This window comes from Burkholderia sp. Ax-1724 (assembly GCF_011752995.1).
Classification (GTDB): domain Bacteria; phylum Pseudomonadota; class Gammaproteobacteria; order Burkholderiales; family Burkholderiaceae; genus Paraburkholderia.
Genome location: NZ_VWWL01000011.1, coordinates 115,876 through 130,065 on the forward strand (window position 1 = coordinate 115,876; position 14,190 = coordinate 130,065).

A 14,190-nucleotide genomic window follows, 5' to 3' on the forward strand; every position below is an offset into this window, starting at 1 on the left:
GTCTGTTACAGAGGGACCCGCGTCGCTCGCGGCTGGTTCGGCTCGAATGAGCCCCGGGCGGCAACACGCGGTTCAGACCAGCCTGCGTCCACTCTCCGTATCGAACAGATGAATGCATTCGGCCGGCAAGCGCAGTGCGACTCGCTGGCCGGGCTCGATCCTCGAGCGCTCGCGCGTCGTCACGCACCATGTGACGACGCCGATTTTCCCATACAGATGTGTTTCGGCGCCGGTCGGCTCGATCACTTCGACATCGAGCTCGGCATCGGGCGTTTGCGTCGCGATTTCGATGTGCTCGGGCCGCACGCCGAGCGTGACCTTCGCGCCGACCACCGCCGAGGCCGGCGCGCCGTCGAGCGCGACCTCGCCGCCGTCCGCGAGTTTCAGCGCAAGACCCGCGCCTTGCGTGCGATTGACGATCACGCCCTCGGCGAAATTCATCGACGGCGAACCGAGAAAGCTCGCGACGAACAGATTCGCGGGCCGGTCGTACAGTTCGAGCGGCATGCCGATCTGCTCGATGCGCCCCGCGTTCATCACGACGATGCGATCGGCCATCGTCATTGCCTCGATCTGATCGTGCGTGACGTAGATCACCGTATTCTTCAGCCGCTGATGCAGCGCCTTGATTTCGGTGCGCATCTGCACGCGTAGTTTCGCGTCGAGATTCGACAGCGGTTCGTCGAACAGGAACAGCGACGGCTCGCGCACCACCGCGCGGCCCATCGCCACGCGTTGCCGCTGGCCGCCCGACAGCGCGCGCGGCAAGCGGTCCAGATAGCCGCTGAGATTCAGCATCTTCGCGGCGGCGTCGATGCGCGGCTTGAATCTCGCCGAGGATTCCTTACGAATCCGCGGACCGAATGCGATGTTGTCGTAGACCGACAGATGCGGATAGAGCGCATAGCTCTGGAACACCATCGAGATATTGCGCTGCTGCGGCGCGAGCGTATTCGCACGCGTGCCGCCGATCATCAGATCGCCGCCGCTGATCTCTTCGAGCCCCGCCACCATCCGCATCAGCGTGCTCTTGCCGCAGCCCGACGGACCGACCAGCACGACGAACTCGCCGTCGTCGATGTCGAGATCGATGCCGTGCACGACCTGCGTGTCGCCATAGCGCTTGAAGATGCCGCTCAGTTGCACTGCTGCCATGCTGTCCTCATTGTCTTGCTGCGTGTTGTCTTGCCTGCGTCGTTACCCATGCGCTCAAGGCGCCGGCTCAAAACGATTCGAGCGTCAGTTCCTCGGCCATCAAACGGTTGCCCGCCATCAACCCGCCGTCCACCGGCAGCGCGACGCCGGTAATCACGCGCGCCATCGGCGAGGCGAGAAACAGCACCGCGTCGGCGATATCGTCGGGCGTCGCGAAGTCGCGCAACGGGTACCACTTTTTCAGGTCCTCGAACACCTGCGGGTTTTTATCGACCCGCGCCTGCCACGCCTGCGTCTTCACCGTGCCCGGACACACGATGTTCGCGCGAATGCCGTAGCGGCCCAGTTCGATGGCGAGTGCTTTCGTATAACTGACGAGCCCGGCCTTCGCCGCGCTATACGCGGGATGGCCAAGCGCCGCGAGTCCGTTCACCGAGCCGATCAGCACGAGCGCGCCGCGTTGCCGCTCGATCATCGAGGCACGCACCGCTTCCACCGTGTGATACGTGCCGTTCAGATTCAGATGCACGTCGCGCTGCCAGCTCGCGGCATCGGTCGTCGCGAGCGTCGTGCCGAGCGCCGCGCCCGCGTTCGCGACCAGCACGTCGACTGGCCCACGCGTCGCGACCGCCGCGGCCACCGCCTGCTGCACCGCAGCGGCGTCGCCGAGATCGACCGCGACCGGCGTGACGTTGTCCTTGCCGAGTTGCGCGCTCAGCGCTTGCAGCGCGGCCGCGTCGATGTCGAGCGCGAGCACCGTGTCGCCCTCCGCCACGAAGCGCCTGCACAACACGCTGCCGATCCCGCCGCACGCCCCTGTCACCAACACCACACGATTCATCTCGACCTCACTCGTCCACGCCCCGCCCGTGCCACCCGAGCCGCGGACCACTCTGTAAATTTCCTACAAGCCTGATGCGAGCCACGCTCGTGGTGATCCCGAAGAATGGGTTTTCGTGTCATCACGCAATGCAGAATACCCCATGCTTTACAGCATCTTATGCACAAACCCGGGGTAAAAGAAATATCGCAGACCCTACGTGACAAGCCATTTTTCGTCATGTAGGATTTTTTCAAACAATCAACCCAAGGCGGCCGGTGACGGCGGCAAACCACCCACAGGAGAGAGAAATGTCGTTGCATGCCCGTGCTTCCCTCGCGCTAGGCAAAGTCGCCGTGGCGCTCGCGTTTGCAGGTATCGCCGTGGCGGCCCACGCCGACACGGTCCGCGTGACCGTCGCCCACTACAGCGATGCCACCGCGCCGTACTTCGAGAAAATGGCGCGCAACTTCGAGAAGGCCAACCCCGGCACGACCATCAAGATCGAAGACGTGAACTGGGACACGCTGCAACAGAAGCTGCAAACGGACATTTCCGGCGGCGCCAACGCCGACCTCGCGATCGTCGGCACGCGCTGGCTGCTCGACTTCGTGAAGGACGACGTGGCCGAGCCGCTCGACGGCTACATGGACGCGAACTTCAAGAACCGCTTCATCGGGCCGTTCCTGGCTCCTGGCCAGATCAACGGCAAGACCTACGGCCTGCCGATTGCCGCTTCGGCTCGCGCGCTCTACTACAACAAGGACCTGCTCGCGAAGGTCGGCTATCCCGACGGCCCGAAGAGCTGGAACGACGTGATCGATGCGTCGAAGAAACTGAAGGCGCAAGGCATTGCCGGCTTCGGTCTGCAAGGCAAGGAAATCGAAACCGACGTCTACTATTACTACGCGCTGTGGACCAACGGCGGCGACGTGGTCGGCAAGGACGGCAAGGCCGCGTTCAATTCGCCGGCCGGCATCAAGGCCGCCACGCTCTACAAGACGATGATCGACCAGGGGCTCACGCAACCGGGCGTGACCGGCTATAGCCGCGAAGACGTGCAGAACCTCTTCAAGCAGGGCCGCGTCGCGATGGTGATCTCGGCGCCGTTCCTCGCCAAGCAGATCAAGAAGGAAGCACCGAACCTCAAGTACGGCATCGATCCGGTGCCGATGGGCACGACGCACGCGACATACGCGGTCACCGATTCGATCGTGATGTTCAAGAATTCGAAAGTGAAGAAGAGCGCGTGGAAGTTCCTCGACTATCTGTTCACGAAGGAACCGCGCGTCGAGTTCACGACGACCGAGGGCTTCCTGCCGACCACGAAGGCCGAAGCAGCGGACCCGGCATTCAACGATCCGGATACCAAAGCATTTGTCGCGTTGCTGCCGACCGCTCACTTCGCGCCGACCGTAACGGGTTGGGAAGACACCGCGAAGGCCGTAACCGACGCGATGCAGGCGATCTACCTCGGCAAGGCGCAACCGGCCGACGCGCTGAATGCCGCGGCGGCGCAGGCGAACAAGTCGCTTGGTCACTGAGGCATCGTCGTTCGGAATAATCGGGCGTTGACGGGTAGAATCCGGAACGCGCGCCGCCGTTGCCACGACGGCGCGCGAGTCCGCTTCGGCACGGCTTCACCCAACAGTCCGATTGACTGATGTACTCTCCGGCCCATTCCGTCGCGCCCGCCGTGTAACGCGGGCGCGTCTTACGATCGAGCACGCATGAGCCGTTCCGTTTCTCCGCGCGCGCACGCGCCCTGGTTGCTGATCGCGCCGAGCCTCGTGCTCGCGCTGTTCATCATCAGCTACCCGATTTTCAACATCGTGTGGCAATCGCTGCACGAGGTGTCGCGCTTCGGCGCGATTCGCGACTTCACCGGTCTGCAGAATTTCATCAACGTGTTCCAGGACCCGGTGTTTCTTTCTTCCGTGCGCCGCACGATTGTCTGGACCGTGTGCGTGGTGGGCGGCACCGTCGCGATCTCGGTGCCGGTCGCGCTGATTCTGAATCAGGACTTTCACGGTCGCGGCATCGCCCGCACCATCGTGATGCTGCCGTGGTCCGTCTCGCTGACGATGACCGCCGTCGTATGGCGCTGGGCCTTCAACGACGACTACGGCATGGTCAACGTCACGTTGCAGCGGCTCGGTTTGATCGGCGGCCCGATACATTGGCTCGCCACGCCCGAACTCGCGTTTCCGGTGGAAATCGCGGTCGGCATTCTCGTGTCGATTCCGTTTACGGTGACGATCTTCCTCGGCGGCCTCTCCTCGGTGCCGGGCGATATCTACGAAGCCGCGCGCATCGACGGCGCGAGCGCATGGCAGCAGTTCCGCCTGTTGACGATGCCGCTCCTGCGCCCATTCATCAACATGGCGATCCTGCTCAACGTGATCTACGTGTTCAACTCGTTTCCGATCATCTGGGTCATGACCCAGGGCGGCCCCGACAACGGCACGCACATTCTCGTCACGTACCTGTACGAACTGGGGTTCCGGCTCGGACGCCCCGGCGAGGCGGCCGCCGTGTCGCTCATCATGCTCGTCATGCTGTTCGTGTTCTCGATTGCCTATCTGCGTCTGCAACGCGCGAAAGAAGGAGCGCCGTCATGAGTCTCAGTGCCCGGACAAAGCGCTCGCTGTGGTGCTGGCTCGCGCTCTCGCCGCTCGTGATCGTCGTGCTGTTTCCGTTCGCGGTGATGTTCTTCACCGCCGTAAAACCGGCTTCGGAGATCTTCGTGTACCCGGCGCGCTGGCTGCCGGTGCACTGGCAGTGGAGCAATTTCGTCGACATGTGGGAAGCGGCCAACTTCGGCGTCGCGCTGCGCAACAGCACGATCATCAGTTTGCTGTCGACCTCGCTCGCACTCGCGGTAAGCCTGCCCGCCGCTTACGCGCTCGCGCGTTTTCCGTTTCGCGGACGCGGCCTGTACCGCCAGTTCCTGCTCGTCACGCAGATGCTCTCGCCGATCCTGCTCGTGGTCGGCCTGTTCCGCCTTGCCGCAATGATTCCGTGGGGCGACGGCAATCTGGTCGATTCGAAGATCGGCGTGATCGTGTCGTATGCGGCGTTCAATATCGCGTTCGCGGTGTGGATGCTGTCGTCGTACTTTCAGACCGTGCCGCAGGACCTGGAAGAATCGGCATGGCTCGAAGGCTGCAGCCGCACCCGCGCGGTATTCAAGGTGTTTCTGCCGCTGGCGGTGCCGGCCATCGTCGTGACCGCGATCTTCACGTTCATCAATGCATGGAACGAGTTCGCGGTGGTCTATACGCTGATCCGCTCACCGGAGAACAAGACGCTGACCGTGCAGGTGACCGATATGGTCGCGGGCAAGTACGTCGTCGAATGGCATCTCGTGATGGCGGCAACCTTGTGCGCGACCTTGCCGGTGTCGGTCGTGTTCGCGTGGTTGCAGCGCTATCTCGTGAAGGGGCTGGCGCTGGGCGCAGTGAAGTAGCGCTGATGGGGTAGCGACGAGATAGACCTCGCGCTGCCGCACGTGTTGCGGCGCAGGCAACTCGTGCGGCTGATTCGTCTGGCTTGCGCGCTGCGCGTCAGTCGACGCCGCGCACGATGCGCAAATCGCGCTCGACGCCATCGCCCAATGCGGCCAGCGCCTTCTTGTACTCCTCGCTGTCGTAAGCGGCGACGGCCTGCTCGTACGTCGGGAATTCGATCACGACCGTGCGCTCCGTGAGGCCTTGCTCGCGCGCCTCGTCCGCCACCCCGCGCACGAGAAACTTGCCGCCTGCCGCGGCCACCGCGGCCGGGGCCAATTGCGCGTAGGCAGCCAGTTTCTGCGGGTCGTTCGTTTTGCGGTACGACGACACCCAATAACCCTTGCTCATTCGAATCTCCTTGTGTGATGGTTCAAAGCAGTCGCGGTGCTACATAGTAGCAAAGAGCCGCCGCGAAGCCATGACGTCGTCGCACATGAACGCTCACAACCCAAGCCCTCTCCTCATGCAACACAAGACGCCTTAGCTATTAAGCGTTTTGTGCACTACGATTGCCTTTGCACACTTCGGGTGCGAGTCGGCCCAGGTCGAACGGACAATCAAGGAGACGATGAATGAGCGAGCAATATGGCATGTTCTGTCCATGCTGCGGCATCGCGGAGCATCGGGCAATGAGCCGCAGGACTTTCATGAGCCTGATTGCCGGCAGTGCCGCGGGGCTCGCCATGCCCTCGGTATTTGCGGACACACCAACCGTTCCTTCCATCGCCTACGACTCGATTGCCAATCCCGTACGCCTGCCGGCCGACATGTATTTCGGCGAATGCTCGGGCGTCACGCTCAATTCGCGCGGACACATCTTCGTGCTGTCGCGCGGCAACAGCACGGGCCCCGCCTATGGCGCGGCCGCGGCTCAACTGCTCGAATTCGCGCCCGACGGACGCTTCGTGCGCGAGATCGGCCATAACCTCTATGCGTGGTCGTTCGCGCATTCGGTCAAGGTTGACCGGCACGACAACATCTGGGTCACGGACAAAGGCTCCGACATGGTGATCAAGTTCACGCCGGACGGACGCGTTGCCATGGTGTTCGGCCGCAAGCAGGAAGCGTCGGACGAGGACACCGCGCCGCTCAAGCATCCGAATCCGCCGCTGCCGGCCGAGCCCGGACGCTTTCGCCAGGTGACCGACGTCGCGTGGGACAAAGCGGGCAACGCCTATATCAGCGACGGCTATATCAACTCGCGCGTCGCCAAGGTCGATCGCGACGGCAACTGGCTCAAGTCGTGGGGCGATCGCGGCACGGGTCCGGGGCAATTCCATACGCCGCACAGTATTGCCGTCGACGCAAACGACCACGTCTATGTGGCCGATCGCAGCAACCGGCGCATTCAGGTGTTCGATACCGAAGGCACGTTCCTGCGCCAGTTCACGATCGACGTGCCGGTACCGCCGGATGCGCGCCCCGCGATCGGCAACATGCCGAGCGAAGCCGATATCGCCGCGGGCACGTTCGCGCCAGGCTCGCCGTGGGCCATCTGCATCTCGCCGGGACCGCACCAGGTGCTCTATAGCGCCGATGCGTTTCCCGGCCGCATCTACAAGATGACGCTCGACGGCAAGGTACTCGGCGTGCTCGGCCAATCGGGCAAGCAGCCGAAGCAGTTCGGCTGGATTCATCAGATGGCGTGTCCCGCCGAGAACACGCTATTCGTCGCGGAGCTATTGAACTGGCGGATTCAGAAGCTGATCTTGCATGCGTGATGGAAGCTGAAGGGCGCTGAATGACGTTGCGAGGTTTTTATCGCAACGTCATGCAGCGCCGCCCGGCGATTCAGCACCTTGCCGATTTCGCCGGACCGGAAGCATGCGTCGCGAGACGGGACCTGTCGCGCGAAAGCGCGAGGCCAGCGTATCAGTCGTAACGGCGGCGCTTGTGATGACGCTTGCCCGAATGGTAGCCGCGCGAATAATCGCGCTCGTAGGAGTTCGAGCGCGAGATATTGCCACCGAGCGCCGAACCTGCACCGCCACCGACCGCCGCGCCGATCAGTCCACCGCCGCGGCCGCCCATTGCGTTGCCGGCCGCGGTGCCCGCACCGCCGCCCAGCGCGCCGCCGATAATCGCGCCCGTGCGCTCGCGGCGATTCGACGTTACGGCGCCACCGGCACCGCCGCCGACCGCGCCACCGATCACCGCGCCCGTGCTGCCGCCCACTGCACCGCCAAGTGCGGCACCGGCCACACCGCCCAGCGCGCCGCCGAGCATGTTGTTCATATCGCCGGCCATGACCGGCAACGACGCTGCGGCGCTCAAGGCGGCCACGGCAACCATCTGGATGATTCTCTTCGACATAGCAGGTCTTTTGTTTTGATGAGACGGTGCCGAGTATAACGGCGCATTCGAAAGGCTTTTGTAACCACAGAGCCGAGCGCCAGTAAGACGTGTAACAAAATGAATTCGCGTTTTTGCAGGGCATGCGCTGAACGCGAAAAAACAAGGGCCGCTCGAAATGAGCGGCCCTTGCTGCTGCGGGATTGCTACGGATTACCGAACGATATGCGCTTTCTTATTTGTGCCGTTTCTTCTTCAGCTCGATCGTTTCGAACAGTTCGTAGTCGGCGGTCGGCGTTTGATCCGCGCCGGGCGCATGGTAGTAGTTCATCGTAATCGTGGTCTCCCCGCCATGCTCGCCCGGATCGTAATCGAACACCGCGATACCGTAGCCGGTGCCGGTGTCGCGCTGCGCGGACCAGATCGCGTCTTCGACCGCATCCGCGTTGGCGCGCACGAACGCGCCCGTTGTCGTCGTCGACGGAGCCGGGCGATTCGGCTTCGTGAAAATGCGCGCTTGCGGCAGACCCGTGCCGGCATCGACGCCATACACATCGAGCGGCGCGCTCGTGCCGCCACCGCCGAGAATCAGGTGAATCGTGCCGTGGCTCGTATCGAACGTCGACTCGCCATGCGAAACCGCCGACATGACCGGCTTCGGCTGCAACGTATCGACCGGCCGGCCCGTCGCGATGTCGGTGCCCTTGTGGTGATTGCAACCGCGCACCGGATAACTGCGCTCGTAGTCGTGATCGTGGCCGCACAGCACGAGGTCCACGCCATAGCGATCGAAGAGCGGTAGCCACGCTTCGCGAATGCCCTTGTCCGAGCCGTTGCCGGTCTTCGACGAACTGAGCGCGTCCTGATGCATCTGCACGACGATCCAGTCGATGTCGCCGTCATGTGCGGCGCGCTGCAAGACGTTTTCGAGCCAGCGTGTCTGCTCGCCGTTGCTATAGCCGCGCACGTAGAGCGAGGTGCCGGCCGGAATCGGCGGATTGCCGGTGCTCGCCACCGGCGTCAATGGCGTGGGCCCCGCAACGAATGCCGCGCCATCCTGATAGATGACGTCGTCCGCGTCGAGCGAAACGAACAGCACCGCGCCGACGCGAAAGCTGTACCAGCGGCCCTGAAAACGCGTGTGATTGTCGGGCAGCGTATAGCGCGACAGATACGACGCCAGCCCCTGCTCGCCGTTGTTGAATTCGAGTTCGTGATTGCCGGGGCACGGCATCCACGGCCGGTTCGACGCGGACGTCTGTGCATTGTTGCCGAAGTCGCGCCACACCTCGGGCTGCTGCATCGGATTCAGGTTCGCGTAGCAGAGGTCGCCGTTGAGCAGGTGAAACAGCGGCTGAAAGCGCTCGACGGCCTGCACCGCGAAGCGGCTTTGCGGCGACGACAATACCCAGTTCGTATTCGGCGTCGCGAGATCGCCGTAACTGGTCCAGCGAAACGGCGTGCGGCCATGCGGCGCGGTGCGGAAACTCGCGCTAAAGGGCTGCGACGCATTGCTGTCGTTGTCGGCCGTCACTTCGTACTGGTAATGCGTATCGGCCTTCAGATCGCGCAGGCGGGCGTGATAGCTGAAGACGACCTCGCCGTTGATGCCGTCGGTATAGGTGCTCTGCACCGCATGCACGGTGTGCCGTTGCCGGTCCGCGCCGTTCAGCCCGCTCAGGCGCACCTGCGGATTGCTTGCGGCCGCGAGCGACGACCACGACACCGTGACTTCGCTCGTCGGGTCGTTGCCCCAGGTCAGATGCACCTGCTCGGGTGTGCCGTCGGGTGCGGTACCGTTTGCGCCGCGCGCCGCCGACGAAAGCGCGCCCGCGGCGGTTGCGAGACTCGATGCGCCGGCGAACTTCAGGAATCCTCGACGCGAAACGATCGATGCGCCCTGCTCGTCGGCGGGCGCTGCCTTGACGATTTTCTTGTTCGACATGTCCGGTGTTGTTGTGAGGTGGTGGAAGAATGCCAGCGCAAAACAACGCACCGCGGTGCGAGCGCGGACGCATGTGACGAACCATCGTAGCGGCGTAGCGATGACAGCCCGATGAAAACATCGGACCGGAAAAACGAAGGAATGGAAGAATCGGATTGCGAAACGAAAGCTCGTTTCGATATGAATGAAGGCGTTCTGAAAAATTCGTAACGGCCGGGCGACCGTTAAATCAGACTAGCTTAATCAGCGTGGGGTTGCCGGCGCACGATGCAACCAGACGACCTGCATGCAGCCGGCAACCGTGAATTCGCTCAGGTCTGCGAACTCGTATCGTCGGAAGCCTGAGCGTTGCTGGCGTCGTCCTGCTTCTCGTCTTCTTTCTTCTCGACCAGCGATTCCAGCTTGCCGGCGCCTTCAAAACCAGCGACAGCGGCAATGCCTTTCGTCAGCAGACCCGCTTCCGGATCGACTTTCTCCGCTGCTTCGACGGCGGCAACCGCACCTGCAATCTTGCCTACTTCGTCCAGAAGTCCCATGTCGCGCTCCCACAAAAGTTGGTGAAACTGCATCGTCTCACGAAGCTCGCGTGCTGTCGTCAAATGTTAAGCGGCTTGACGGTGACGGGACTGTACCGATGTAACACAATCGTCAGCTTGAGGGCGGCTGCGGATTGTTCGCAGGATTCGTGTCGAAGCGCGAAACGCGCACGATGCGGCTCCCGTCGACGAGCGTCGACAACTCGCCTTCGAGCGCGTCTGTCACAGCCTGGTCGTAGACTTCCTCGCCGTTGACATACAGCGTGAACGATCGCAGATACTTCGCTTTTTTCTCGGGGTTCTCTATCGTCTGCCGGGTCCATTGATAAAGCGGATAGTGCTCGATGCCGATTCTTTCCGCTTCGCTCACGTAGTCGGCGAATGCATCGAACTGGCACTTCAGCGTCGCGTTGTGCGTGCGCAGAACGTCACGCAGCGCCGGCCTCGATGCGCTGGACGGATCGGCGCGCAACGCCTCTGCCCATTCGCGCGACGCGGTAATTCTGAGCTGGAATTGCAATGGAGAAGACATGTCGATTTCCGCTGGCGGCTTTCAGAAGCCGGCGCTTTCTGTCTTGTCAGTAACAGGCGCGGTAGCAGGTGCCGTAGCAGGCGCAACATCGGGTGCTTCGAGCGCCAACTCGCTCTGCTCGATTGCATCGCCACGCACCGGCCTGCCGAGCAGATAGCCCTGCGCGTGCGTGCATCCGCATACGCGCACGAAGCTCAGTTGCTCCTCGGTTTCGATGCCTTCGGCCGTGGTCGACATGCCTATTTCACGCGCCAGTGCAACGATGCCGCGCACCACGGCCGCCGATTCGCGCCCGTGCACCGACTCCTTGACGAACGAACTGTCGATCTTCAGCTTGTCGAACGAGAAGCGCACGAGCGTCGACATCGTCGAGAAGCCGGTGCCGAAATCGTCGAGCGCGAGTCCGATGCCGAGCGAACGCAGCCTCGCGATGTTGCGGCGAGTGACCGCATCATCGTTCAATAGCGCGGTTTCGGTCACCTCGAGATTGAGCCGCGTGGCCGGCAGCTTCGTCTTGCGAAGTATCGCCAATACCTTCGACGCGAACGATTCCTCGCGCAACTGCACCGGCGACACGTTAACCGCGACGATCACCTGGTCGCACCACCTCGCCGCTTCCATGCACGATTGCAGCAGCACCCATTCGCCCAGCGCGAGAATCAGCCCGGTGCGTTCGGCGGTCGGAATGAACGCGGACGGCGACAGCTCGCCGCGCGTCGGATGCGTCCAGCGAATCAGCGCCTCGCGGCCCGACACCGCGCCGCTACTCAGGTCGACGATCGGCTGATACTCGATGCGCAAACCGCTGAACGATTTCAACGCGCCTTCGAGATCGCTGCGCAAGAGGCTCAGGCTTTCGTCGGAGACATGCTTCTCCCTGTCGAAGATCGTGAACGAGCTCTTGCCGCTGCGCTTGACCGCATACAACGCGCGATCGGCGCAAATCAGCAATTGCGGACCCGTCTGTGCATGCTGCGGATAAAGCGCAATGCCGACGCTCGCGCCGATATGCACGAGCGCATCGCTCAACGCGAACGGCCGCGCGAGCGTTCTGACGATACGATCGGCAAGCACCTTTACGTCGCGAATCTGTGCAGCGCCGTCCGCAATCGCCACGAACTCGTCGCCCGCGAGACGGCCCACCTGATCGCCGCCCGGCAGCAGCTCGCGCAGACGCCTCGCCGCTTCCTGAAGAATCTGGTCGCCCGCCGCGTGGCCGAGACTGTCGTTGATCGCCTTGAAGCCGTCCAGATCGATCAGCAGCACCGCGAATGCCTGGTCCTCGGGCGAGCCCTTGCTGGTGCGCTCGAGCAGCAGTTCGCTGAGACGCGCGCGATTCGGCAAACCGGTGAGGCTGTCCTGCCGCGCAAGACGATGACTGTTTTCGCGCGCGAGCAGCAACGCCACGGTATCGCGATTGCTGCGCAACGCCACCGTGAAAAAGCCGGCCGCGCAAAACGGCGCCTGAAACAGCAGCACGAGCTTGCCGCTGCCCGGCGAGAGTGCCGCGCCCACGCTCAGGAAACCAAGAATGAAAACGATCTGCAATAGCGCGAGGCGCGGCGTACCCGCATTGCGTCCGGCCAGGCCGCCGATCACCCCAACCGCGCACACGTTGCCGAGCAGAAACAGCGTGGGATTCCCGCTGATATTGCACAGTAATGTACCGATGCCGAATAGCATGCTCCACAGCAGACTCGCCAACAGAAACGCGGAAGTCGGCGTGGGCAGACCTTGCGCGGAACGCGTGCGGCACAGCCAGATCAGCACGAGCCGCGCGCCCAGCAATGCGACGACGGCAATGCCCCAGACGGCGTAGAGAGGAATCGGATAAAGATAGTACGCGGTGGCGCAAACGCTGATTTCGCAGATCGACGCGAAGACGATCGAAGCGGTTCGCGTAAACAGATTAGCAAGTAAAACCTGCCGGTTCTCCGGGCTCAGGTTCTGAGCGCAAGAGACGACCCACCTGAAAAATGGAGACCTTGGTTCGGTAAAAGCCATGACCTGCGCATCTATCGGTTAGTGGGGCCACACGGACGTGCAATGGTTGCACAAACGTAAAATATCAGATTAATTCCGCAAATGGCGGGAAATGACTGGCCCACACACCGATTGAAAGCGCTGCACAAATGACGAGCACGTGCACAACGGTTCAACGGAGAATTCGAACGTCCTCGCAAACGTTTGGCGTCACGCAATGCACCATGCGCGAGGCACTCCAGGCGTTGCGAATAACAGACATGACGAATACCCAATAAAAAAGAGGAAGAGCATCGCTCTTCCTCTTTGACGATCGCACGTCGATTGCCGTGCCGGCGCAACTCAGTCGTAAAGCACTGCCGCAATCTTCGGATCGTTCATATTGGTCTTGTCATACCAGTAGAAACCCGTGTCGATCTTCTTCGGCAGCTTTTCGCCATGCAGCGCCTTGACCGCCGAATCGACCACGCATTTGCCGATGCCGACCGGGTTCTGCGTAATCGCGCCCGCCATCAGGCCCGACATGATGTTGTCCTTCTGCTCCTTGCCGGAGTCGAAGCCGATCAGCACGAGCTTCTTGCCCGATTCCTTGACGCCGATCGCGGCACCTTCCGCCGAGCCTTCATTGGCGCCGAAAATGCCTTTCAGGTTCGGGTTGGCCTGAATCATCGCCTTGGCGATTTCCGCCGACTTCAGGTGATCGCCGGCACCGTATTGCACGGAGACGATCTTGATGTTCGGATGCTTCGACTTGATCTGGTTGAGGAAACCGTCGCGCCGGTCGACCCCGGTACGACTCGTCTGGTCATGCACGATCACGCCGACCTCTCCCGCGTCGCCGATCAGCGCGGCCATCTTGTCGGCGGCGAGCGCGGCGGCCGCAATGTTGTCGGTCGCGCACGTGGTGAGCGGAATATCGCTGTCGACACCGGAGTCGAATGCGATGACCGGAATCTTGTCGTTCTGCGCGCGTTTGAGCAGCGGAATCGCGGCCTTGCTGTCGAGCGCCGCGATGCCGAGCGCCTGCGGCTTCTTCGCGAGCGCGGCCGAGAGCATGTCGATCTGCTTGTCGACCATCGCCTCCGTTTCCGGTCCCTCGAACGTCATCCTGACGTTGTTCGCTTTCGCGGACTGTTCGGCGCCTGCTTTCACGGCCTGCCAGAACTGATGCTGGAAGCCCTTCGAAATGAGCGGAATATAAGGCTCGTCCGCATACGCGAGAGCACTTCCACCGACGAGCGCGCCGACACCGACCACAATACCGATGAGTCTTCTCTTCAACATGGGGCCTCCTCCTAAGGATGGGCTATCAACCTGCAGCCGTTGAGGGAGCCTCCACGTGCTCCCCTCTCTCTCTTGCTCCTGCGATTCCTGTGTTTGCTGCGTTTGCGTTTGTTGTGTTTGCGTTTGCTGTG

The 14,190-nt window shown here is 62.4% G+C and carries 13 protein-coding genes; 4 read left to right on the plus strand and 9 right to left on the minus strand.

The genetic code is table 11. The annotated features are described in order from the left end of the window. Positions 1-72: 72 nt before the first annotated feature. Together ugpC and F3J19_RS15235 are read right to left on the minus strand one after the other, a co-directional pair. A complete protein-coding gene (gene ugpC / locus F3J19_RS15230) occupies positions 73-1,155 on the minus strand; it encodes a sn-glycerol-3-phosphate ABC transporter ATP-binding protein UgpC (RefSeq protein ID WP_167042703.1) in 1,083 nt (360 codons plus the stop codon). Positions 1,156-1,222: 67 nt separating this feature from the next. Further along, complete coding sequence (locus F3J19_RS15235; RefSeq protein ID WP_167042705.1) at positions 1,223-1,996, minus strand: SDR family oxidoreductase; 774 nt, start codon at positions 1,994-1,996, stop codon at positions 1,223-1,225. 290 nt (positions 1,997-2,286) lie between these two features. Between F3J19_RS15235 and F3J19_RS15240 the strand changes: the two genes are divergently transcribed. The 3 genes from F3J19_RS15240 (at position 2,287) to F3J19_RS15250 (ending at position 5,444) form a co-directional block, all read left to right on the plus strand. Beyond that, complete coding sequence (locus F3J19_RS15240; RefSeq protein WP_167042707.1) at positions 2,287-3,519, plus strand: sugar ABC transporter substrate-binding protein; 1,233 nt, start codon at positions 2,287-2,289, stop codon at positions 3,517-3,519. 186 nt (positions 3,520-3,705) lie between these two features. Further along, on the plus strand, positions 3,706-4,596 hold the full coding sequence (locus F3J19_RS15245; RefSeq protein WP_167042709.1) for a sugar ABC transporter permease: 891 nt from the start codon (positions 3,706-3,708) through the stop codon (positions 4,594-4,596). Then, positions 4,593-5,444, plus strand: coding sequence for a carbohydrate ABC transporter permease (locus tag F3J19_RS15250; protein WP_167042711.1), 852 nt, complete (start codon positions 4,593-4,595; stop codon positions 5,442-5,444). Before F3J19_RS15245 ends, F3J19_RS15250 begins: the two co-directional genes overlap by 4 nt. 97 nt (positions 5,445-5,541) lie before the next feature. Here the strand turns inward: F3J19_RS15250 and F3J19_RS15255 are convergent, their stop codons facing one another. Next, on the minus strand, positions 5,542-5,835 hold the full coding sequence (locus F3J19_RS15255; RefSeq protein WP_167042713.1) for a DUF1330 domain-containing protein: 294 nt from the start codon (positions 5,833-5,835) through the stop codon (positions 5,542-5,544). Between the two features lie 224 nt (positions 5,836-6,059). Between F3J19_RS15255 and F3J19_RS15260 the strand changes: the two genes are divergently transcribed. Continuing rightward, positions 6,060-7,208 carry a peptidyl-alpha-hydroxyglycine alpha-amidating lyase family protein gene (locus F3J19_RS15260; protein ID WP_167042715.1) on the plus strand — a complete coding sequence of 383 codons (1,149 nt, stop codon included), beginning with the start codon at positions 6,060-6,062 and terminating at the stop codon, positions 7,206-7,208. Between the two features lie 151 nt (positions 7,209-7,359). Here F3J19_RS15260 and F3J19_RS15265 read toward each other — a convergent pair whose 3' ends face one another. The 6 genes from F3J19_RS15265 to F3J19_RS15290 form a co-directional block, all read right to left on the minus strand. Continuing rightward, positions 7,360-7,800: a hypothetical protein gene (locus F3J19_RS15265; protein ID WP_167042717.1), complete on the minus strand. Its 441-nt coding sequence runs from the start codon at positions 7,798-7,800 to the stop codon at positions 7,360-7,362. Positions 7,801-8,014: 214 nt separating this feature from the next. Continuing rightward, complete coding sequence (locus tag F3J19_RS15270) at positions 8,015-9,724, minus strand: metallophosphoesterase family protein (protein ID WP_167042719.1); 1,710 nt, start codon at positions 9,722-9,724, stop codon at positions 8,015-8,017. A gap of 311 nt (positions 9,725-10,035) precedes the next feature. Next, positions 10,036-10,260 (minus strand): hypothetical protein, encoded by a 225-nt coding sequence (locus F3J19_RS15275; RefSeq protein ID WP_167042860.1) that lies wholly within the window; start codon positions 10,258-10,260, stop codon positions 10,036-10,038. A 112-nt stretch (positions 10,261-10,372) separates the two neighbouring features. Then, positions 10,373-10,792: a hypothetical protein gene (locus tag F3J19_RS15280; protein ID WP_167042722.1), complete on the minus strand. Its 420-nt coding sequence runs from the start codon at positions 10,790-10,792 to the stop codon at positions 10,373-10,375. A 21-nt stretch (positions 10,793-10,813) separates the two neighbouring features. Beyond that, positions 10,814-12,796 carry an EAL domain-containing protein gene (locus F3J19_RS15285; protein ID WP_167042724.1) on the minus strand — a complete coding sequence of 661 codons (1,983 nt, stop codon included), beginning with the start codon at positions 12,794-12,796 and terminating at the stop codon, positions 10,814-10,816. 321 nt (positions 12,797-13,117) lie between these two features. Continuing rightward, the gene (locus tag F3J19_RS15290; RefSeq protein WP_167042726.1) at positions 13,118-14,059 is read right to left on the minus strand and encodes an ABC transporter substrate-binding protein; all 942 of its coding nucleotides are present in this window, start codon (positions 14,057-14,059) and stop codon (positions 13,118-13,120) included. Between the last annotated feature and the right edge of the window lie 131 nt (positions 14,060-14,190).

What these genes read in the sequence shown, in the direction of transcription:
- ugpC (WP_167042703.1), bottom strand. Translation starts at nt 1,155, where the DNA reads ATGGCAGCAGTGCAACTGAGCGGCATCTTCAAGCGCTATGGCGACACG.
- F3J19_RS15265 (WP_167042717.1), bottom strand. Translation starts at nt 7,800, where the DNA reads ATGTCGAAGAGAATCATCCAGATGGTTGCCGTGGCCGCCTTGAGCGCC.
- F3J19_RS15270 (WP_167042719.1), bottom strand. Translation starts at nt 9,724, where the DNA reads ATGTCGAACAAGAAAATCGTCAAGGCAGCGCCCGCCGACGAGCAGGGC.
- F3J19_RS15250 (WP_167042711.1), top strand. Translation starts at nt 4,593, where the DNA reads ATGAGTCTCAGTGCCCGGACAAAGCGCTCGCTGTGGTGCTGGCTCGCG.
- F3J19_RS15255 (WP_167042713.1), bottom strand. Translation starts at nt 5,835, where the DNA reads ATGAGCAAGGGTTATTGGGTGTCGTCGTACCGCAAAACGAACGACCCG.
- F3J19_RS15290 (WP_167042726.1), bottom strand. Translation starts at nt 14,059, where the DNA reads ATGTTGAAGAGAAGACTCATCGGTATTGTGGTCGGTGTCGGCGCGCTC.
- F3J19_RS15280 (WP_167042722.1), bottom strand. Translation starts at nt 10,792, where the DNA reads ATGTCTTCTCCATTGCAATTCCAGCTCAGAATTACCGCGTCGCGCGAA.
- F3J19_RS15245 (WP_167042709.1), top strand. Translation starts at nt 3,706, where the DNA reads ATGAGCCGTTCCGTTTCTCCGCGCGCGCACGCGCCCTGGTTGCTGATC.
- F3J19_RS15275 (WP_167042860.1), bottom strand. Translation starts at nt 10,260, where the DNA reads ATGGGACTTCTGGACGAAGTAGGCAAGATTGCAGGTGCGGTTGCCGCC.
- F3J19_RS15285 (WP_167042724.1), bottom strand. Translation starts at nt 12,796, where the DNA reads ATGGCTTTTACCGAACCAAGGTCTCCATTTTTCAGGTGGGTCGTCTCT.
- F3J19_RS15240 (WP_167042707.1), top strand. Translation starts at nt 2,287, where the DNA reads ATGTCGTTGCATGCCCGTGCTTCCCTCGCGCTAGGCAAAGTCGCCGTG.
- F3J19_RS15235 (WP_167042705.1), bottom strand. Translation starts at nt 1,996, where the DNA reads ATGAATCGTGTGGTGTTGGTGACAGGGGCGTGCGGCGGGATCGGCAGC.
- F3J19_RS15260 (WP_167042715.1), top strand. Translation starts at nt 6,060, where the DNA reads ATGAGCGAGCAATATGGCATGTTCTGTCCATGCTGCGGCATCGCGGAG.